The organism is Anaerocolumna chitinilytica (genome assembly GCF_014218355.1).
GTDB classification, from domain to species: domain Bacteria; phylum Bacillota; class Clostridia; order Lachnospirales; family Lachnospiraceae; genus Anaerocolumna; species Anaerocolumna chitinilytica.
Genome location: NZ_AP023368.1, coordinates 4,149,230 through 4,168,576, shown reverse-complemented (window position 1 = coordinate 4,168,576; position 19,347 = coordinate 4,149,230). Strand labels below are relative to the sequence as shown.

Below are 19,347 nucleotides of genomic sequence, written 5' to 3'. Positions count from 1 at the left end.
GAAATTGTATTATATAATACAACATGTGATGACGGCCTAAAGTCGTAGTGATATAGTCCTATTAAAAATGATTTGCGATGTTGCTTTTCTGAATGACTCTTTGTGGGTTAAGAAAGGCTTTTTTTGTATAATATTTTTTGAGTTTAACACTTTAAAATGATAAAGAGTTAAATACATATTAACATCGTAGAATCAAATAATAACAGGATAATATCAAGAAAATTTTAAGGAGGAAATTTTATGCAAAAAAGAGTGTTAGCATTATTGCTGACCGTAGTCATGGTATTCTCTCTTGCAGGATGCAAAGGAAAGAATGACACGGGAATATCAACAGAGCCTACTACAACGCCTGCTGATAGCACAAATGAAGCAACAGCAACCCCAACCCCCACAGAAACATCCACTGAGCCTACCGGTCAGATTATTATCGGAAGTTCAACAGATATCAGCGGTGAATTCATGCCTTATTTCCAGAACGGCGCTGCTGACAATGATATCTTCCGTTTAACAAACGGTTATGCAACAGTAGATATTACACCTGCTGGTGAATTTGTTGTTGATACTACAGTAGTTAAAGACATGAAAACAACAGATAATGATGACGGATCTAAGACTTATACATGGACTATTAACAATAATCTTGTTTGGAATGATGGCACTCCTATCACTGCAAAGGATTATGTTGCTACAGCTCTTTTCTGGTCCTCTAAAGTTATTACCGATATGGGCGCAGATAATACAATAGTAGCAAAATATTGGAAGGGATTCCAGGATTATTCAACTGGAAAGGCAAAAGAATTTACCGGTGTTAGATTACTCGGTGATGACAGCTTCTCAGTTACAATTGATAAAGCTAACCTTCCTTACTTCTATGAATTAAATATGGCAAGCCTTCAGCCTTTCAAATTATCATTCTTTACAGATGATACTGTAACTGTAAATGATGATGGAAAAGGTGCTTACCTTTCTGATAACTTTACAAAAGAGAATTATGAAGCTAAAATCAATGCTGCAAGAACAAAGGTTCCTGCAATTACATGCGGACCTTACAATGCAACAAAGTATGATTCTTCTACAAAAGAAGCTGTTCTTGAAGTTAACCCTAAATACTTAGGAGACTATCAGAAACAGACAGCTCATATCAAAACTATCGTTTACAAAAAAGTTACAACTGAAACATCTATGGATGAATTATCAACCGGTTCTGTAGACTTATTAACCGGTATGTCAAGTGGTGATGAAATCAATGCCGGTCTTGACTTAGTTGACAAAGGTGGCTTCAACTATACCGCTTATGACCGTAACGGATATGGTAAATTACAGTTCGTATGCGATTTCGGACCTACACAGTTTGTAGAGGTTCGTCAGGCTGTAGCTCACTTATTAGATCGTAACGATTTCGCAAAAGCTTTCACCGGCGGTTTCGGTTCTGTTGTAAACGGACCTTACGGACCTGCTATGTGGATGTATCAGGATGTTAAGGATGATCTTGAAAGCAAGTTAGATTCTTATGCTTACAGCCTTGATGATGCTATCAAGTTATTAGAAGATGGCGGCTGGGTATATGACAAAGACGGAAAGGCTTATTCTTCCGGTATCCGTTATAAGAAGTTAGATGACGGAACTTATATGCCTCTTGTACTTGAATGGGCATCTTCCGAACAGAATCCTGTTTCTGAATTACTTGTAACAAAATTACAGAACAATCCTGATGTTGCAGCTGCAGGTATGAAGATTAACCAGACAGTTATGACATTTACAGAATTATTAAATTACATTTATAGAGATGGTTCTACCGATAAGAAATATGCAGTACCTACCTACAATATGTTTAACTTAGGAACTGGTTTTACTCCTGTATATGATCAGGCTTCAGCTTATACAACAGATCCTGAACAGTTAAAGAATGGTGCTAACACCAACTTTATTAAGGATGATAAACTTGCAAAGACTGCACAGGATATGGTATTAGTAGATCCTGCTGACAAGACTACATTTGAAAGCAAGTTTGAAGACTTTATTATCAGATGGAATGAGTTACTTCCTGATCTACCTTTATATTCTAACCAGTATCATGATTTCTATAACGCTAAGTTACAGAACTATAACCCTAATGGTATTTGGGATATGAAATATGCTATTCTTTACGCAAACGTAACAGAATAAATCAGAAGTAAGAATCAAATATGATTGACGAAATAGGGTATGCTACATACCCTATTTCTCATGATTAAAACTTGTTTACTGATTTAAACAAGTAAAGTCTATAGATAAGAATAGGATTCTTCACTGTGCTTAGAGGAAGATGGAATAAGCTAAACTCAGTGAAGAAGCCTATTCATTCATTATAGGATGTTCGTAAAGGATAAGTTAGATAATTTTGCAGGAGGAATAAGGATGTTAAAGTATATTGGTAAGAGAGTGCTTTACATGGTATTTGTATTTTTAATCATGTCTCTCGTTATGTTCTTTTTATATAATCTGATACCCGGAGATCCGGCCAGAGCCCAATTGGAACCTGTTAAAACCACTTTGACAGCGGAACAGTACCAGATGAGGTACAAACAATTAAGACAGCAGATGGGCCTTGATGATCCGATCATAGTTAAATATAGTAAGTGGATTGGCGGTATTTTACATGGAGATTTCGGTATGTCCACAAGACATAAGAAGCCTGTTATTGATTTGATTAAGGCACCTATGGGTAATACCATCTTTATTAATATTTTCGCTACTGTTTTAGCCCTTGGTATATCGATACCACTTGGTATTATTTGCGCTGTCAAGCGGAATTCCATCATGGATAATGTGGTACAAGTCTTGACCATTGTCGGGTATAGCTTACCAATATTTATTATTACTCTTATTAGTATATTTTTCTTTGCAGTTAACTTGCGATGGTTCCCTGTCAGCGGTATGCATTCGCCTAATTTCCATGGGACAGGTCTAGTTGCCTTTGCTGATAAAATGCAGCACTTGGCATTGCCATTGATTGTTATGACCATTGGGTCTCTTGGCGGTATGACCAGATACGTTCGTGCGGCTATGATTGAAGCACTTCGAATGGATTATATCCGTACAGCCAGAGCAAAAGGTCTAAAGGAAAAGGTTGTTATTTACTCTCATGCCTGGAGAAATGCGCTTCTTCCGGTTATCACTTTAATTATTGGATGGTTTATCAGTATTTTCTCCGGCTCACTTGTTATTGAGCAGATGTTTAATCTAAATGGTATGGGTAAATTCTACATGGATGCCTTAATGAATCAGGATTATAATGTTGCGCTTGCGGTACAGATGTTTTATATGGTTGTCGCATTAATTGGTAATTTAATTATAGATTTAAGCTATGGTTTTGTTGATCCCCGTGTCAGGGTTAACCGTTAGAAGGAGGATAGAAAATGGACAATAATAATACTTCTAAAAAGAGAAGAAGCTTCTTCCGCCTTCTTTTAATAAAGGCCTTTGGCGCAGGAAAGAAGAAATTATCTGTTCTGGAAGAAGAACAGATGCAGGGTCCCGTTAAGACTATAATTAAGAATTTTTTGAGTAATCGACTTTCAATGATTGGACTGATAGTATTCTTTTTAATATTTGCAACCGTTATTATCGGACCTTTTTTTGTAAAATTAGATTTAGCATATACAGAAACCAGCCAGCAAAATGTGGCTCCGGGATTTGATTTTATGAGCGTTCCTTCTTCCTTGCAAGGTAAGGTAGGAGAGATTTCAGTTGGTCCGACTTTTACAGTCGCTGTGTCTGACAGCGGACAGCTGTATATGTGGGGAAAAACCAGAATTACAAGTGTTGTAAATGTAAAGTATGTACCCTCAGGTATGGGTAAAATAGTAAAAATTTCAGCTGGTTATGATCATGTACTGGCATTAAATGCCGATGGAAAAGTTTTCGCCTGGGGAAGTGACAGACAAAAGCAGTGTGATATTCCTGATAAAGTAAATCAGCTTACTGATATTGTGGATGTTATCGCAGGTTATCAATGTTCCATTATCCTTACTGCAGACGGACATACTTATTTCTTTGGTAATGAGGCAAACAACGATTATATGGGTGGTCACAAGTATCAAGGACAGATAGCAAAAGTAGTAACTACTTCTGATGCTGTTTTAGGCCTGACAAAAGATGGCACAGCCGTATATCTTGGCAAGCAGACCGGTATTTATTCCAAAATGCCTGAGAATATGGGAACGATTGTAGATATAGCAGCTACCGCTTCCACAATGGCAGCAGTTAATAGTGACGGAAAGGTATTCGTATGGGGAAATCTTTCTGAACGTGGTGAAGGAAAAGTTCCTGATTTTAAGGGTAAGGTTGTTGCAATCCAGGGAGGAAGATATCATTACACCGGGGTGATGGAAGACGGCAAAACAGTAGCCTGGGGATATAATAATTTTAAACAATCTACAATTCCTGCTTCTGTTAAGAATGCTAAAGTAACGAAGATTTATACTGGCTTCTACCAGAACTATGCAATTACAGATAGCGGAAAAGTGTTAACCTGGGGCTTAAAGGGCTATTTGATGGGAACCGATGATTTGGGAAGAGATATCTTCAATCGATTAATAAATGGTGGTAAGATGTCAATGACTATCGGCGCTATCGCTGTTATTATATCAACAATCATAGGAGTTATTATCGGTGGTGTTTCCGGTTTCTTTGGCGGCAAGATAGATATCATATTACAGCGTGTTGTTGAGATTATCTCAGGACTCCCGTTCCTGCCATTTGCTATGATTCTTTCCGCTTTATTAGGAAATACTCTGACCTCCAATCAGAGAATCTATTTAATGATGATAATCTTAGGCTTATTACAGTGGCCAAGTCTTTCTCGTCTGGTTCGTGCTCAGGTGCTCTCAGAAAGAGAGAAAGAATTCGTAACAGCAGCAAGAGCTGTTGGTGTAAAGCAGTTTTCAATTGTATTTAAGCACATATTGCCAAATGTTATTTCAGTTATTATCGTAACTGCTACCTTAGATTTTGCAACCTGTATGCTTACAGAAGCGACACTTTCCTATTTAGGCTTTGGTGTTCCGGCTCCCCAGCCTACATGGGGCAACATGCTTTATGGCAGCAATAACAGTATCGTTATACAGAACTACTGGTGGAGATGGGTATTTACATCGATCGTTCTTGGTATCTGTGTAATATGCATCAATCTGACCGGTGATGGACTGCGTGATGCAATCGATCCGAAATCTCAGGAACGTTAGGAGGAAATACAATGGCATTACTGGAATTAAGAGACCTACACACATTTTTTACTACGAAAAAGGGAATAATAAAGGCAGTTAATGGTGTTTCTTACAAAGTAGAAGCTGGTAAGACTCTCGGCGTTGTTGGCGAGAGTGGCAGTGGTAAGAGCGTATCTGCTATGAGTATTATAAAGCTGTTAGACGGTAACGGTTACATTGACAGCGGCGAAGTTATCTTTGACGGAAAAGACCTTGCAGATGTTTCCGTCAAGGACATGAGTAAGATAAGAGGAAATGATATCTCAGTTATCTTTCAGGAACCAATGACCTCCTTGAATCCGGTCTTTACTGTAGAGAAGCAGGTTTCTGAGCCTTTTATCGTACATCAGGGAATGAAAAAGGCAGAGGCAGCTAAGAAAGTTGTTGAGATGCTAAGACAAGTTAATATACCCAATCCGGAAGCGGTGGCGAAACAGTATCCCCATCAGTTATCCGGTGGTATGAGACAGCGTGTTATGATTGCTATGGCCCTTGCCTGCAAGCCCAAGCTTTTAATTGCCGATGAACCTACAACAGCCCTTGATGTTACTATACAGGCGCAGATTCTTAAGCTTATGAATGCTTTGAAGAAGGAAAACGGAACCTCTATCCTTTTCATTACACATGACCTTGGGGTTATTAATGAAATGGCAGATGATGTAGCGGTTATGTACTGCGGTCAGGTAGTTGAGATGGCTCCGGTGGGAGTTATTTTCGGAAAAGACAATAACTATTCCCATCCTTATACCGAAGGTTTAATGTACTCTATTCCAAGATTGGATACACCTACCGGTGTTCGCTTAGAGGCTATTCCGGGAGCTGTACCTCATCCTTTGGATCTTCCGAAGGGTTGTAAATTTGCCCCCAGATGTAAATATGCAACGGATAAATGCCGTAATGAAGAGCCTTCTTTGGTTGAGGTCGAAAAAGGTCATCCTATTCGTTGTTTTTATCCGGAGAAAGGAGTGAGGGCAAATGGAAAATAAGGACAAAAAAGTACTCATACGTGTTCAGAACTTAAAGCAATACTTCCCCATAAAGAAGGGTTTTATCCAGAAGGAGAAACTTTATGTAAGGGCAAACGATGATGTTACCCTGGATATTTATGAGGGAGAAACCCTTGGTTTGGTTGGGGAGAGCGGCTGCGGAAAGTCAACTCTTGGACGTACCCTGCTTCAGTTATACGCTCAAACAGACGGAAGAACCATGTATTATGGCAGGGATGTAGATGAAATTGCACCTGATTATGTTTTGGATATCTTAAAGTCTTTAGTTGATAGAAAGAAAGAATACTTTAACTTAAAAGAAAAAGAAGTAAATGTAAGAAAGCAATATGATGCATTACCGGATGGTGATGAGAAATATTCCATGCGTACACACTTATTAGAAGCTGAAAAGCATGCCAGAGACAGCTTTTTGGACATCGTACAGTTAATCGGCGGATTCTTTGTAGCTGAAGATTTAGCTCCTATCTCAGATATTCTTGTAAAAGAATATAAAGCAGGAGTTGAATATCGCAAATTAAAAGAAAAACTTAATGATGCCCGTGTTGCATATGAAGGAGCCCGTTCTTTCCAAAAAGAGAAAGGAAAGACGAAGGAACAGATTGATGCAGCAACAAGCAATGCATTGTCACAGATAGAAAAGCAGGAAGAAATTATCAAAATAAAAGAAAAAGAGCTGGAAGAAATCCGTATGGAAATCTACAAGCTTATGAAAAAGTATGAGAGTAATCCTGATTTCGCTAAATATGAGGTATATAGAGATAAAGGAATCAATCTTGCGAGATTAACAGAAGAAGAGAGCCGTAAACTTCGTAAGGATTTGCAATTAATCTTTCAGGATCCCTATTCTTCATTGAATCCAAGAATGACTGTAGGCCAGATTATCTCCGAAGGCCTTTTAGCTCATAAATATTTTGATAAGAACGACGAGAAGATGCAGAACTACGTAATGGAAGTAATGGAAAAGTGCGGTCTGGCACCTTACTTTATTCACCGTTACCCTCACCAGTTCTCAGGCGGTCAGCGTCAGCGTATCGGTATTGCCCGTTCCCTGGCTCTGAAACCGAAGTTTGTAGTTTGTGATGAGGCAGTTTCCGCTCTTGATGTATCTATCCAGTCTCAGATTATTAACCTGTTACTGGACTTAAAAGAGCAGGAGAATTTAACTTATCTCTTTATTTCTCATGATTTAAGCGTTATAAAATACATCAGTGATCGTGTAGGTGTTATGTACCTCGGAAATATCGTAGAATTAGCTACCACAGAAGAACTCTTCGCTCATCCGACACATCCTTATACGGAAGCACTGTTATCTGCAATTCCTACAACGGATGTGGATAATAAGAAAGAAGCAATTATTCTGGAAGGAGACATACCAAGTCCTATTAAACCTCCTACAGGATGTAAATTCCATACACGCTGCCGTTATGCAACAGATATCTGCAAAAAGGTGACTCCTGATTTTGAAGAAGTAAGACCTGGACATTTTGTAGCGTGCCATCATAAGATAAATCTGTAATAAGTATGCAAGCTGAAAGAAGGTGAAATGGTGCTCTTTGAAAAGAAAAATGAACGAGCCATGAATTGGCTGAAAGAAACAAATCAAAAAGAAGTTGAAGGCCTGGATGGTGAAGCGCCATTTACACCGGAATCAGCGGATGATATAGAGGATAAGTCTATAAATGCTAAACCTAAAAAATCATCAAGAACTCACAGGAAAAATGGCATGGAGATTGAAAAGCATGATATGTTAGCATTAACTTTGTCAGCGTTATTAATCTTTATGCCGATAGCTATCCTGATTCTTGGGTTATTTGCTTTAATAGCTTGGTTGTTTTTTTAGAGATTGTTTTCATCTGCTTCGATTATAATGACAGATAATTACGCATTACAGTACTGTAAATTAAATAAAAATAGATAAGTCCCTTATTTCGGTAGTTACTGAAATAAGGGACTTTTTGATAAATCAACAATTTTTATAATAGAAGATTGCTATCTGAGTACGATCTCGTAAGGAGAGTTTCTCAAGAATCAGACTGATATAATTTCTTACAGTACCTTCGCTTAGGAATAGAAGTTCTGCAATCTCCTTGTTGGATAGACCGTCGGCTATTTTACAGATGATCTCGTATTCTTTTTCTGTTATTCCATAATTTGCAGTGTTTATTTGGCTGCTGGACTGCTGCAACAGGCCGGGTAATTTCGTAATTATTTCATTTCCATACACATTCTGACCTTTATAAACAGCATTGAGGGCCGGGAGGATACTTTCGAAATCCTGTTTTAACATATAACCTTTTGCGCCGATATTCAATGCCTTAATTATATAATCATCATCTAGAAAGGTAGTAAGGTAGAGGATTTTTGCCTCTGGATACGCGGCAAGGATTTTTTCACCTGCAACAAGACCGGACATTGGTTCCATACGTATATCCATTAATAAAATATCCGGTAAATGCTCTGCGTATAGCCGGATAGCATCCTCCCCATTGTTGCCACTAGCGCAGACCGTGATTTCTTTGTCAGAAGAAAGTATAATTTTCAGGGAAGAGCAAACAAGTTTGTCATCATCCACTATAAGAACCTTCATGTTAAACCTCCATATTTTCAACACAGTTCATAATCCTGCGCTGATGCAAATTATTTTGAAACTGCTTTTATACGAAGCAAACCCTTATAGAATCCGGTCAGCGATGCATCTGATACCATCATAAAGACTTATTCATCGTTAATATCTTTTTATACTACGGTTACTTAGGGATGCTGATAAATATTTTAAAACCATTATCAGCAGTAATATTCATAATACCCTGAAAGCCTTTTACACGGTCCATCATATTCTGCAGTCCCATTCCGTCAAAATAGTTCTGGCTCTTATCCAATGCTTTTAATTTAATCAATTTTTCCTCACTGAGATGCCCATTATCGGAGATAATAAGCTGGTACATGGCCGGATGCTCCAGCAGGCTAATACGGACCTTAGTGGCATTTGAATGCTTCATAATATTGGAGAGAGCCTCTTTTGTGATGGCAATCAATGCGTACTTCAGCTTGATATCCGGTGTATTTCGGATATCATAATCGAAATTCACAGGACAAAAAGTAAAATCTTTCGTCAGAGTTTCAATAGAAGTGTATAAATCAATGGATTCGTCATACATATTGTGGATACTTGAACGGATACTATCCATTCCTTGAGAGAGTGATGACCTTAGATCTTGTAAGCCTTCCTTTTGAATTTCATCCGATGACACCATCAGCAAGGCACCGATTTGCAGCAAAGCTCTGGAGAGTATATGTCCGATGTTATCATGGATTTCTTTTGAGATACGATTTCGTTCATTTAAGGTGGCAACATTAATTTCATAGTCCTGATTTTCCAGCAGGCTTTGATTTCTTTCTTCCTGTAAAAGAGAAAGTTCCTTTGAAGTATCCCGCTGCTCATTATACTCCAATATCATTTTGGTGTACTGGAAGGATTTATGCTTTAAGAAAGTTGCCAGTGTAAATAACATTAATATCAGAATGTAAGTTATTGTATGGTATTCCGTAAAATTCATAAATAATGGTATCAGGATTAAAAATACAAAATTTCCATATATGCCATATAAGATATCATAGTAAACCAAGGGCATAAGCAGAAGACAGGGCGGAAAGTACTGGCAGACACCAAGAGCCAACAGAAACAAAGCAAGACGGATGCGCTGGTTTTCTGTATATGAACATAAACAGGTCAATATGATAAAGGCCAATATGTGAACGGGAGAAAAGGTATCTGGGTAGGAAAATAGGTATAATGCCAGACAAATACCGAAGAGAATCATTTTATCCGTAATAAATTGCATTTGATTTTCCTTCCTTTCCCCAATTTTATTATTGAAAGATATAACATAAGTACATGTTTTATAGCATTCTATATGGAATTTTATTTTTCCTATATCATAACAAAATCAGTAATAAAAAGCAATTCATATTGCGTAGGGGTAATACTTTCAGTATAATGAGAAAAAGGTGTTACTGATTGGTAAAAAATACTTTATAGGCAGGACTTTCTAATGGTGATAGAAGTAAAGAATCTGGTAAAGCGCTATGATAAGATTATTGCACTGGATTATCTTGAATTAAAAGTAAAAGAAGGGCAAATCCACGGTATATTAGGACCTGCAGGCTCCGGGAAGACAACCCTGCTAGAATGTATTTTAGGTCTGAAGAAATATGATAAAGGATCGATTCTTTTATGGGATAAGAAGTTGGAGAAAGATTCCTATGATATAAAAAGAAATATTGGAGTGGTTTTGGCGGAAGAAGCGGTTTTCGAGGAATTGACCTTATACGAAAACATTTCTTATTTTTGCAGTCTTTATGAAACAGATAAACAGAAAGTAAAAGAGCTTACAAGGGAAACAATTGAATTTTTAGGGCTGGAAGATTTTGTGAGACTATATCCCAAAAAGTTAAGCCAGGGGCTTTTGAAAAGACTGCAATTTGCCTGTGGTATCGTTCATAAGCCCACACTTTTAATTTTGGACGAACCAATTGACGGCACAGACCCACATAGTAGAAAGAAGCTGGCAGACTGCATCATAGAACTGAAGAACCGGGGGACTACCATTCTTTATTTCTCTCAGAACATTGATGAGATAGAGCAGCTCTGTACGGAAATTACAATGTTAGAAAAAGGTCGTGTAATTGCCCAAGGGACGAAGGAAGAGTTAAAGAATATGATTTCACTTGGCGAGAAGATAACACTTGAGGTCTATTCACTTTTAGAAAGCCAGCTCCAAATCATCAGAGAGCTTCCTAATGTTTCCGGAGCAGAATATGATAATCAAATGCTGGTTGTAAAAGCAAAAAAGGGCAGAAATAATCTGGTGATGCTGTTGGATTATCTGCAGGAACAAAAAATTCCTTTTGGCAGGATTATTACCGAGATGCCTACATTAGATGATGTATATCTGGAGATAACCGGTAAAGAACTGAAAGATTAAAGAGTAAAAGAACGTTAATTTTCATACACAAGACTGTGCCTGTGATATAGGAATATCCAAGGGAAGATTTGATATTCACGAAAGGGGTTAGAATGAATTACTGGGAGCTTATTATCGCCAGAACAAAGCTTTTATGCAGACGGAAGAAAATTATTATATTCACTTTGGTACTGCCTCTTTTTGTGATGGGAATTATTAATTTCATGTTTGATACATTGCCTGATAGACGAGACACACAGCGAATAGAGCTAGGAATAGTTGCAGGGGATGATATAAAACTGCCTTATTCTTTTCTGAAGGGGGAGGAATTTCACCTGGTTTACGGAACCAGGGAGAAGATGCAGACCTTGTTAAAAGAGGAAAAAATTGATGCTTATATTACAACCGGGAATGAAGTAAAACTTTATATTAACGATATGGGTTACAAGCAGTCAATTATTAAAGGTTATCTGGACAGTGAAGCGCAAAGAAATCTTAAACTGGATTCTTCTAAGCAGGATGAATCCTTTGACAAAACCAGCGAGTCGTCTCAAATAAATCAGAGTAACTTGATTGTTAGTATGACAGTACCGATGACGCTGCCGGATAAAAAAATCCTGGCATTTTTATATATTACAGCTTCGCTTTGTATTCTAGGAGCTAGATGGGGATTTGAAGAGATGAAGGAATTAGTTCCGGAGCATTCTGGTATTGGTAAAAAACTTCGCTTTAGTTCTGCTCCCAAATGGAAAGTTTTCTTGATTCACTTTTCCTGTGTATATATTCTGCAGACCGTGTGTATATTGATTTTTTCGTTTATTATCATAAGCACTATCGGAAATGGTTTGCAATTAAGGCGGGAATTGTATTTTTTAACAGCAGCACTTGGCTCCCTTGGAGGAATTCTGACAGGGCTGCTCATTGGTTCAATAAAAAAGCTGAATTTGAAAGTAAAGGATATAATGCTTAATATTATTATGGTGGTTATGATTTTGGCAGCCTTTTTTACACCGGCAGCCTCCAGATATTATATTACCAGCAATTTGCCATATATTAAGCTAATCAATCCACCTTCACTTATTACAGAAATGCTTTATTGTATCACCTTACAGGATGGCTTTTTTTTGCTTATAAAGGATGGACTGCTGTTGCTTCTTTATAATTTAATAATCATAGTATGGATTTATATAAAGTATAAAAGGCAGGAGGAATAAGGAAGTATTAGTTGGAAAAGTAGAAAGGAATAGAAAAGTTGGCAAAAATATATAGTAAACTTTTAAAAAACTCCATAATGATACCTGTACTTATGCTTGCATTACTTATGTTATCCGCTAAATATTCTCAGTATAAAGAATCTGAAAACAAGATTACAGCAGATATGAAATCAGAAGTTCTCATCATAAACAGGGATTCCGGCAGTGAACTTACAAATAGCCTTATAAAATATCTGAGCAGATATTGCAGGCTGGTAATTTCCGATTCCTCCGATGCTTATCTGGATTATTTGTCTAATGTACAATATGATTATATACTGGATATCCCACAGTATTATCAGAAAGACTTTATGCAGGGGAATAAACCTGTTATGGGACTGTCAGAAACCGGTAAAAAGGAAGTTTTACCGTTAAAATATATGCTGGAAGGATATCTTACAGCAGCACAGCAATGCCTTTCCGATAACAGTAGCATTTCGGCGAGAGATTTGACTAAGAAGCTTGATGCTACCATGGATAGAGGTGTGAGTTTATCCTTTGAGGAAAAGGACAGGGATTCCCAGAATAATGTGTATATTGAGAATTTTTTTAAAGCTGCTGCATATATCATGGTATTTCTTTATTTTTTTGCAATCGGCAGAATCAGCGGCTTTTTCGGATTAAGCGGAATTCGTAAGAAACATGAAATTGCTCCGATCTCAGCGGGAAAGAATAGCCTGCGTTTATTTTTATCAAATTTTATCTTTGTACTTTGTGGTGATGGTATTATCTTTTTGCTCTTTTTTTTATTGAACCCTGAAATAGTTCTAGGATGGAATATAATATTTTCTATGCTGAACTTTTTCGTTTATTCCATTTGTGTTTTAGGAATATGCTATATCTTATCCGCGCTGGCGTTAAAACCAGAAATCAATATAATTTTAATCCTGTTCTATACTTCCATCATGGCATTCTTTAATGGTGATTTATTCTACAGTAATAAGAGTGGGCTAATAAATGTGGCAGAGTTTACACCGGTTTACTGGCTGAAAAATATAAATAATGAAATCGTTAATCTTCCTCATTTTTCATGGTCAGCGATTTATAGAATTCTCTATATGCTGGGAGTAAATGCTTTAATTGCAGGTGCATATTTTAGTCTGTCACTGGTAATCAATAAAAATAGAGTACAAAGCAAATAAATGAACATTTGTTCGAAAATACTTGAATATTTAGGTACAGTATGTTAAACTAATACAAACAAATGTTTGCAGGAGGTTAGCATGAGTATAATAATTCAGGAAGATATGACAGTGCAAAAAAAGCTCGAGGTGCTTTCGGATGCTGCAAAATATGATGTAGCCTGTACCTCCAGCGGCGTTGATAGAAGCGGAGGCGGCAGCAGCGGAATCGGTAATTCCGTAGCCTGCGGTATTTGTCATACTTTCTCTGCAGACGGCAGATGTATTTCACTTCTTAAGATATTAATGACGAATGAATGTATTTTTGATTGCAAATACTGCTTTAACAGAGCGTCCAATGATGTGCTGCGAGCAACTTTTACACCGGAAGAGATTTGCAGCCTGACCATAGAGTTTTACCGCAGAAATTATATAGAAGGGCTTTTTTTGAGTTCCGGGGTACTAAAGACACCGGATCATACAATGGAATTAATGTGTAAAACACTGAGAATGCTTCGGGAAGTCTATCAATTTAACGGTTATATCCATTGCAAAGCTGTTCCGGGAGCGGACCCCGTGCTGGTGGAGATGACAGGTTGGTATGCAGACAGAATGAGTGTTAATTTAGAGTTACCCACAGCTGATAGCTTGAGGATGCTTGCTCCTAATAAAACCCGTAAGAATATATTAAGACCCATGAAGCAGATTCAAATTGGGAGAATTGAGAATAAAGGGAAAGCTGCTTTTAACAGACTGCCGTTTATAGAAGAAGAATCAGCTCTAGTATTACCGGATAATTACAAGAATAATATAGCAGCACCTGCTTCCGTCTTACAGGATGTACAGGATATAATAGCTGCAGATAGCATAAAGTCTTCCTTTGGTGTGATTAAGGCACCGAGCATCAACAGAGGGTTTGTACCTGCAGGGCAAAGCACTCAGATGATTATCGGAGCAACGCCGGAGAGTGATTATCAGATTATGTCTGTTGCGGAAGCACTGTATCAGAAGTTTGATTTAAAGCGAGTGTTTTATTCTGCTTATATCAGTATTAATGAAGACAATTCTCTTCCGGCAGTCAATCAAGGTCCTCCTTTACTGAGAGAGCATCGTTTGTATCAGGCTGACTGGCTGCTTCGTTTTTACGGATTTCAAGCGGCAGAGCTGTTGTCTGAGAGCAGACCTAACTTCAATGTTTTGATGGATCCCAAATGTAATTGGGCTATTGGACATCTGGAGCAATTTCCGGTTGAAGTTAATAAGGCAGATTACTACACCCTGCTTAGAGTGCCCGGAATTGGAGTAAAATCTGCCCAAAGAATTGTAAAAGCCAGAAAAACAGCTATACTGTCTTTTGAAGATTTAAAGAAGATGGGTGTTGTTCTAAAACGTGCAATTTATTTTATTACTTGCGCGGGCAGAATGATGTACCCTGTTAAGATAGAAGAGAATTATATTACAAGTATGCTGCTGAGGGTGAAAGAAAAGCTGCCTTTTGATATGGATGCCTCCACAGCCTATAAGCAATTATCTTTATTTGATGATATGAATTTTACAGCTGCCAATGCACAGATAGGAAGTTTTCTATGAATAGTAAGAAAGTTTATTATTGTGAAGATAGCCTGGAGGGTATATTCAGTGCGGTCTATGATGCGTGGAGCGATAGGAACGGACATGCGAATAATAAGATATGCATTATTTCAGGTGAAGATCTTGGGGATATGGAATTGTTCACAGAATATATCTATGTTAAAAATTCTGAAGAGAAAATCGGCAAGGTAATGAAAGCCATTTATAATAAAATTTCCGAAGAGGCGTATGAACTTGTCTGCGGAGCCTCTTGTTCCTGTGATATAACAAGAGGAGATGCGATTTATCGGTTTTTAATTATTGGTTTTTCTATGGGAAGCGGCGTGGTGGATTGTCTTTATGACAAGAATGTAATGAAAATTTTTGAATTGAATAGAAATGTCTCCAATGAGGCTCATCATTTTAAGGGGTTTTTACGCTTTCAGGAATTAAAAGAGGGAATACTATTTGCAAAGATAGCACCTAAAAATGATATAGTTAGGCTGCTGGCACCGCATTTTAGTGATAGATTGAGTCAGGAGAATTTTATTATATATGATGAGAGCAGGAATACAGCAATCATTCACAGAATGGCTGACCAATGGTTCTATACAAACGCTGATTTATTGGATTTAGAGAAAATTAAGGAAATGACTGAAAAAGAACAGAACATTGATAATTTATGGAAAGCTTTTTTTAATTCAGTTTCCATCAAAGAAAGAGAAAATAAAGGTCTTCAACGCAATAATCTTCCTCTTAGATTCCGGGGAAATATGCCAGAGTTTAGATAAGGGAAATTAAGAATAATATAAGTGCATAGAGAGATACTAAACAGGTAAAATTAAATCATTTTATAGGAGGAAGAACATGAAAAAAACAATAAGCCTGTTATGCTCAATATGCTGTCTGACAATATTAACATTTACCGGATGTGCTACAAAAGATGCAAATAATTCTGCGACAACGGACACGAATAGAACGGGAGCAGATTATAATGATACCGGTAAAAATGGTACGACCTATGATAATGGAACAGGTTATAACAGCGGAACCACAGATGGTACAACCAATGGTAAGACTTATAACAACGGAACTACAGGAACCACAAACGGAACAACAAATGGTACTACAAATGGAACCATGAACGGAACAACAAACGGAACCACAAACGGAACTACAAATGGAACAACCAATGGTACTACAGGAACCACAAATAGATCTTATAATAATGGAACAACTAACGGTACCACAAATGGTACTACAGGAACAACCAATGGTACTACAAATGGAACCACAAGCGGTTCAACCAATAGCAGAATGAATGGAACCACAAATAATACTATTGGTAATGATGTGAAAAATGCAGCAGATAATGTTAAAAATGGTGTGAAAAATGCAGTAGGTGGTAATAATAGATAACACCAATAAAACGAACGGATAACAGCAAAGAGAACTAATAAACGATTTAATTTTCGGATAAATAGGACTGTCAGGTGGCAGCCCTATTTATCTTTATAGGGAAAAGGAAATAGATATTTAAGTTTAGTTCTTGATACAATATTTATGATAAAGAATGCCATTGCGGGTGATTTCTCCACTATAAGAAAAACCTAAGGTTACCGCAAACTTAGAGGAGGCCGTATTTTCAGGTAATATCAGAGCCGTAAAACTGGAAAGGTTAAAAGAGCGAGCTGCGTAAGTAAGGATTGCATCAAGTGCTTCTTTCGCATAATGGTTCTTTTGATAAGGGACATCAATAAAGTAACCTATTTCCATCTCAACTTTATCTTCTACTTGAAGAGGTTCAATACCACATTGACCTATAAGTTCACCTGATTTTAAATATACACCCCATAAGCCCAAATTATAGAATTGATACATATTCTTGATATAAGCTTTATGTTTTTGAATAGCCGTTTCCGGGGAATCCAGAGAGGCATTGTAAAGCTCCGGAAGGAATTTATTTATTTCAGATTTTTGATAAATTGCCTTAAGAGCTGGAATATCCTCTACCGGAATTTCTTTGATTAGAAGTCTTTCTGTTTTTGCAATGATAACAGGCAGATTATGATAACGACAGTATGTCTTTTCAAAAAAAGCAGAGTCTATTTCATCAAAACCTTCCACTAAAATGGAGGCAAGACTTAAATCCTGGTTACCGGAATTGGGGTTGATATATCCGATAACAGGGATTCCGGCAGCACATGCTGCTTTAACACCATTACTGGAATCTTCTATTATTATGCACTCACTTGCTTCTAAGTTCAACTCTGACAGGGTTTTTAAAAATACATCCGGTGCAGGTTTTGGATGCTGTACGGTGGCACCGCTTACTAATTTTTCAAAACAGGAGGATATCTCCAGTGCATCTGTTACAGCAGCGATCTCTTCCGGTGTGGAAGAAGAGGCAATAGCTAAAGAGTATCCTTCACGGTGGAGATTTCTTATTAGGTCAATAACATATGGAACAGGGATGTAACCTTCTTCTTTAATAAGTGTAGCAAGAGCCTCATTGTAGAGTTCATTTAATGCTTTCACACTAACAGAAAGATTAAAATCAATTATTATCATCTTTAACATATATTCAGTAGTAGAGCCTATAAAACGATAAGGATATTCCTTTGGTAAAGAAATACCAAGGGAGCTTAATGCATTCTCAATAGCTTTTGCGTGACTTGGTTCACTGTCGATAATAACACCATCCATATCAAAAATAACACCTTTTAACATAACCGGACCTCTTTCTTTTTTAGTCTGACATAATTCTATTTCATTATAACTACAATCTCCCTATATTACAACGTTAAGAGAAAATCCAAAGTTATAAAGTAAAGAAGGAATTAATAGCTCCTGATGACCAAAAGGGTCAGTTTTGGACCTTTCTGTGAGTTTGTCATCTGCCATGAAAACCACAAGGGGTTCCGTTGACTTTCCAGGTCACTATGATATAATTGGTGATAAAAGCAAAAGACAGGAGAAATACATGGAAAAAGCAATTGTTACGTTAAAAAAAGGAGAAGGCAGAACCTTAAAAGCCGGCGGAATGTGGGTGTATGATAACGAAATAGCCACTATTACCGGAGAGTTTAATAATGGTGATATTATAAATGTTCATGATTTTGACGGATATTATATGGGTTGTGGATTTATAAATACAAAATCAAAGATTACTGTCAGGATACTATCCCGTATGAAAGGGGAAGAAATCAACAGAGACTTCATTAGAATGCGTGTGAAGGCAGCTTGGGATTACCGTAAAAAAGTTGTTAATACGGATAGCTGCCGAATTATATTCGGAGAAGCTGATTTTTTACCTGGGATTGTAATAGATAAATTCTCTGATGTGCTGGTAGTTCAATCTCTGGCATTGGGAATTGACCGTTTAAAGCAGGAGATTTTAAACGAACTGGTGGAAATCCTAAAAAAAGACGGAATAAATATACGCGGAGTATATGAGAGAAGTGATGCGAAGGTCAGAGAAAATGAAGGAATGGAAAGAACCAAAGGCTTTATAGGTGAACCTTTTGATACGAAGGTAGAAATACTTGAAAACGGTGTAAAATATATCGTCGATATTGCAGAAGGACAAAAGACAGGATTCTTTTTAGATCAGAAGTACAACAGGGAAGCCATTAAAAAACTCTGTAAGGATGCAAGAGTTCTTGACTGCTTTACCCACACGGGTTCTTTTGCTTTAAATGCAGGACTTGCAGGAGCCAGTGAAGTAACAGGTGTAGATGCTTCTGCCCTTGGTGTCAGCCAGGCAGAAGAAAATGCAGTACTTAACGGATTGCAAGACCGGGTTCATTTTATTTGTGAGGATGTTTTTGAACTGCTTCCTAAGCTGGAAGGAGAAGGTGAGTTATACGATGTGGTCATCTTAGATCCTCCGGCATTTACCAAATCCAGAAATTCAGTAAAGAATGCCATAAAGGGATATAGAGAAATTAATCTCAGAGCACTGAAATTAATAAAGGACGGAGGTTTTCTTGCCACTTGTTCCTGTTCTCATTTTATGACACCTGAACTTTTTACAGAAACCATAGGACAAGCAGCTAAAAGTGCCAGAAAGAGGCTGCGTCAGGTAGAATACCGTACACAGGCACCGGATCATCCAATACTTTGGGCAGCAGATGAATCCTACTATTTGAAGTTCTATATATTCCAGGTATGTGATGAGAAATAAT

At 37.5% G+C, this 19,347-nt stretch carries 16 protein-coding genes; 13 read left to right on the top strand and 3 right to left on the bottom strand.

Annotation, left to right across the window (positions count from 1 at the left end):
- The first annotated feature begins 240 nt into the window (after window positions 1-240).
- The 6 genes from bsdcttw_RS18110 (at window position 241) to bsdcttw_RS18085 (ending at window position 8,093) form a co-directional block, all read left to right on the top strand.
- Complete coding sequence (locus bsdcttw_RS18110; protein WP_185256224.1) at window positions 241-2,166, top strand: ABC transporter substrate-binding protein; 1,926 nt, start codon at window positions 241-243, stop codon at window positions 2,164-2,166.
- Window positions 2,167-2,397: 231 nt separating this feature from the next.
- Window positions 2,398-3,384 (top strand): ABC transporter permease, encoded by a 987-nt coding sequence (locus bsdcttw_RS18105; protein ID WP_185256223.1) that lies wholly within the window; start codon window positions 2,398-2,400, stop codon window positions 3,382-3,384.
- 14 nt (window positions 3,385-3,398) lie between these two features.
- Entirely contained in the window at window positions 3,399-5,225 is a 1,827-nt protein-coding gene (locus tag bsdcttw_RS18100) for an ABC transporter permease subunit (RefSeq protein WP_185256222.1), read from the top strand.
- A gap of 11 nt (window positions 5,226-5,236) precedes the next feature.
- Window positions 5,237-6,232, top strand: coding sequence for an ABC transporter ATP-binding protein (locus bsdcttw_RS18095; RefSeq protein ID WP_185256221.1), 996 nt, complete (start codon window positions 5,237-5,239; stop codon window positions 6,230-6,232).
- Window positions 6,222-7,769 (top strand): oligopeptide/dipeptide ABC transporter ATP-binding protein, encoded by a 1,548-nt coding sequence (locus tag bsdcttw_RS25340; protein WP_185256220.1) that lies wholly within the window; start codon window positions 6,222-6,224, stop codon window positions 7,767-7,769. Before bsdcttw_RS18095 ends, bsdcttw_RS25340 begins: the two co-directional genes overlap by 11 nt.
- A 27-nt stretch (window positions 7,770-7,796) precedes the next feature.
- The gene (locus bsdcttw_RS18085) at window positions 7,797-8,093 is read left to right on the top strand and encodes a hypothetical protein (protein ID WP_185256219.1); all 297 of its coding nucleotides are present in this window, start codon (window positions 7,797-7,799) and stop codon (window positions 8,091-8,093) included.
- A gap of 123 nt (window positions 8,094-8,216) precedes the next feature.
- Here bsdcttw_RS18085 and bsdcttw_RS18080 read toward each other — a convergent pair whose 3' ends face one another.
- Both bsdcttw_RS18080 and bsdcttw_RS18075 read right to left on the bottom strand, forming a co-directional pair.
- Window positions 8,217-8,840, bottom strand: coding sequence for a response regulator transcription factor (locus bsdcttw_RS18080; protein WP_185256218.1), 624 nt, complete (start codon window positions 8,838-8,840; stop codon window positions 8,217-8,219).
- Window positions 8,841-9,000: 160 nt separating this feature from the next.
- Window positions 9,001-10,095: a sensor histidine kinase gene (locus tag bsdcttw_RS18075; protein ID WP_185256217.1), complete on the bottom strand. Its 1,095-nt coding sequence runs from the start codon at window positions 10,093-10,095 to the stop codon at window positions 9,001-9,003.
- A 210-nt stretch (window positions 10,096-10,305) separates the two neighbouring features.
- Here bsdcttw_RS18075 and bsdcttw_RS18070 point away from each other — a divergent pair, with 210 nt between their 5' ends.
- From bsdcttw_RS18070 to bsdcttw_RS18045, 6 genes are all read left to right on the top strand, one after another.
- Window positions 10,306-11,238, top strand: coding sequence for an ABC transporter ATP-binding protein (locus bsdcttw_RS18070; RefSeq protein ID WP_185256216.1), 933 nt, complete (start codon window positions 10,306-10,308; stop codon window positions 11,236-11,238).
- 92 nt (window positions 11,239-11,330) lie between these two features.
- Window positions 11,331-12,431 (top strand): ABC transporter permease, encoded by a 1,101-nt coding sequence (locus tag bsdcttw_RS18065; RefSeq protein ID WP_185256215.1) that lies wholly within the window; start codon window positions 11,331-11,333, stop codon window positions 12,429-12,431.
- A gap of 38 nt (window positions 12,432-12,469) precedes the next feature.
- Window positions 12,470-13,612 (top strand): ABC transporter permease, encoded by a 1,143-nt coding sequence (locus tag bsdcttw_RS18060; RefSeq protein WP_185256214.1) that lies wholly within the window; start codon window positions 12,470-12,472, stop codon window positions 13,610-13,612.
- An 81-nt stretch (window positions 13,613-13,693) separates the two neighbouring features.
- On the top strand, window positions 13,694-15,181 hold the full coding sequence (locus bsdcttw_RS18055) for a putative DNA modification/repair radical SAM protein (RefSeq protein ID WP_225903700.1): 1,488 nt from the start codon (window positions 13,694-13,696) through the stop codon (window positions 15,179-15,181).
- The gene (locus bsdcttw_RS18050; protein ID WP_185256213.1) at window positions 15,178-15,951 is read left to right on the top strand and encodes a TIGR03915 family putative DNA repair protein; all 774 of its coding nucleotides are present in this window, start codon (window positions 15,178-15,180) and stop codon (window positions 15,949-15,951) included. Before bsdcttw_RS18055 ends, bsdcttw_RS18050 begins: the two co-directional genes overlap by 4 nt.
- 76 nt (window positions 15,952-16,027) lie before the next feature.
- Window positions 16,028-16,579 carry a hypothetical protein gene (locus bsdcttw_RS18045; RefSeq protein ID WP_185256212.1) on the top strand — a complete coding sequence of 184 codons (552 nt, stop codon included), beginning with the start codon at window positions 16,028-16,030 and terminating at the stop codon, window positions 16,577-16,579.
- 123 nt (window positions 16,580-16,702) lie between these two features.
- On the opposite strand, the gene bsdcttw_RS18040 is transcribed toward bsdcttw_RS18045, so the two are convergent.
- Window positions 16,703-17,890 carry a GNAT family N-acetyltransferase gene (locus tag bsdcttw_RS18040; RefSeq protein WP_185256211.1) on the bottom strand — a complete coding sequence of 396 codons (1,188 nt, stop codon included), beginning with the start codon at window positions 17,888-17,890 and terminating at the stop codon, window positions 16,703-16,705.
- Between the two features lie 253 nt (window positions 17,891-18,143).
- On the opposite strand from bsdcttw_RS18040, the gene bsdcttw_RS18035 reads away from it, so the two are divergent.
- Window positions 18,144-19,346: a class I SAM-dependent rRNA methyltransferase gene (locus bsdcttw_RS18035; protein ID WP_185256210.1), complete on the top strand. Its 1,203-nt coding sequence runs from the start codon at window positions 18,144-18,146 to the stop codon at window positions 19,344-19,346.
- The last annotated feature ends 1 nt before the right edge of the window (window position 19,347 follow it).

What these genes read in the sequence shown, in the direction of transcription:
- bsdcttw_RS18110 (WP_185256224.1), top strand. Translation starts at nt 241, where the DNA reads ATGCAAAAAAGAGTGTTAGCATTATTGCTGACCGTAGTCATGGTATTC.
- bsdcttw_RS18105 (WP_185256223.1), top strand. Translation starts at nt 2,398, where the DNA reads ATGTTAAAGTATATTGGTAAGAGAGTGCTTTACATGGTATTTGTATTT.
- bsdcttw_RS18100 (WP_185256222.1), top strand. Translation starts at nt 3,399, where the DNA reads ATGGACAATAATAATACTTCTAAAAAGAGAAGAAGCTTCTTCCGCCTT.
- bsdcttw_RS18095 (WP_185256221.1), top strand. Translation starts at nt 5,237, where the DNA reads ATGGCATTACTGGAATTAAGAGACCTACACACATTTTTTACTACGAAA.
- bsdcttw_RS25340 (WP_185256220.1), top strand. Translation starts at nt 6,222, where the DNA reads ATGGAAAATAAGGACAAAAAAGTACTCATACGTGTTCAGAACTTAAAG.
- bsdcttw_RS18085 (WP_185256219.1), top strand. Translation starts at nt 7,797, where the DNA reads ATGGTGCTCTTTGAAAAGAAAAATGAACGAGCCATGAATTGGCTGAAA.
- bsdcttw_RS18080 (WP_185256218.1), bottom strand. Translation starts at nt 8,840, where the DNA reads ATGAAGGTTCTTATAGTGGATGATGACAAACTTGTTTGCTCTTCCCTG.
- bsdcttw_RS18075 (WP_185256217.1), bottom strand. Translation starts at nt 10,095, where the DNA reads ATGCAATTTATTACGGATAAAATGATTCTCTTCGGTATTTGTCTGGCA.
- bsdcttw_RS18070 (WP_185256216.1), top strand. Translation starts at nt 10,306, where the DNA reads ATGGTGATAGAAGTAAAGAATCTGGTAAAGCGCTATGATAAGATTATT.
- bsdcttw_RS18065 (WP_185256215.1), top strand. Translation starts at nt 11,331, where the DNA reads ATGAATTACTGGGAGCTTATTATCGCCAGAACAAAGCTTTTATGCAGA.
- bsdcttw_RS18055 (WP_225903700.1), top strand. Translation starts at nt 13,694, where the DNA reads ATGAGTATAATAATTCAGGAAGATATGACAGTGCAAAAAAAGCTCGAG.
- bsdcttw_RS18050 (WP_185256213.1), top strand. Translation starts at nt 15,178, where the DNA reads ATGAATAGTAAGAAAGTTTATTATTGTGAAGATAGCCTGGAGGGTATA.
- bsdcttw_RS18045 (WP_185256212.1), top strand. Translation starts at nt 16,028, where the DNA reads ATGAAAAAAACAATAAGCCTGTTATGCTCAATATGCTGTCTGACAATA.
- bsdcttw_RS18040 (WP_185256211.1), bottom strand. Translation starts at nt 17,890, where the DNA reads ATGTTAAAAGGTGTTATTTTTGATATGGATGGTGTTATTATCGACAGT.
- bsdcttw_RS18035 (WP_185256210.1), top strand. Translation starts at nt 18,144, where the DNA reads ATGGAAAAAGCAATTGTTACGTTAAAAAAAGGAGAAGGCAGAACCTTA.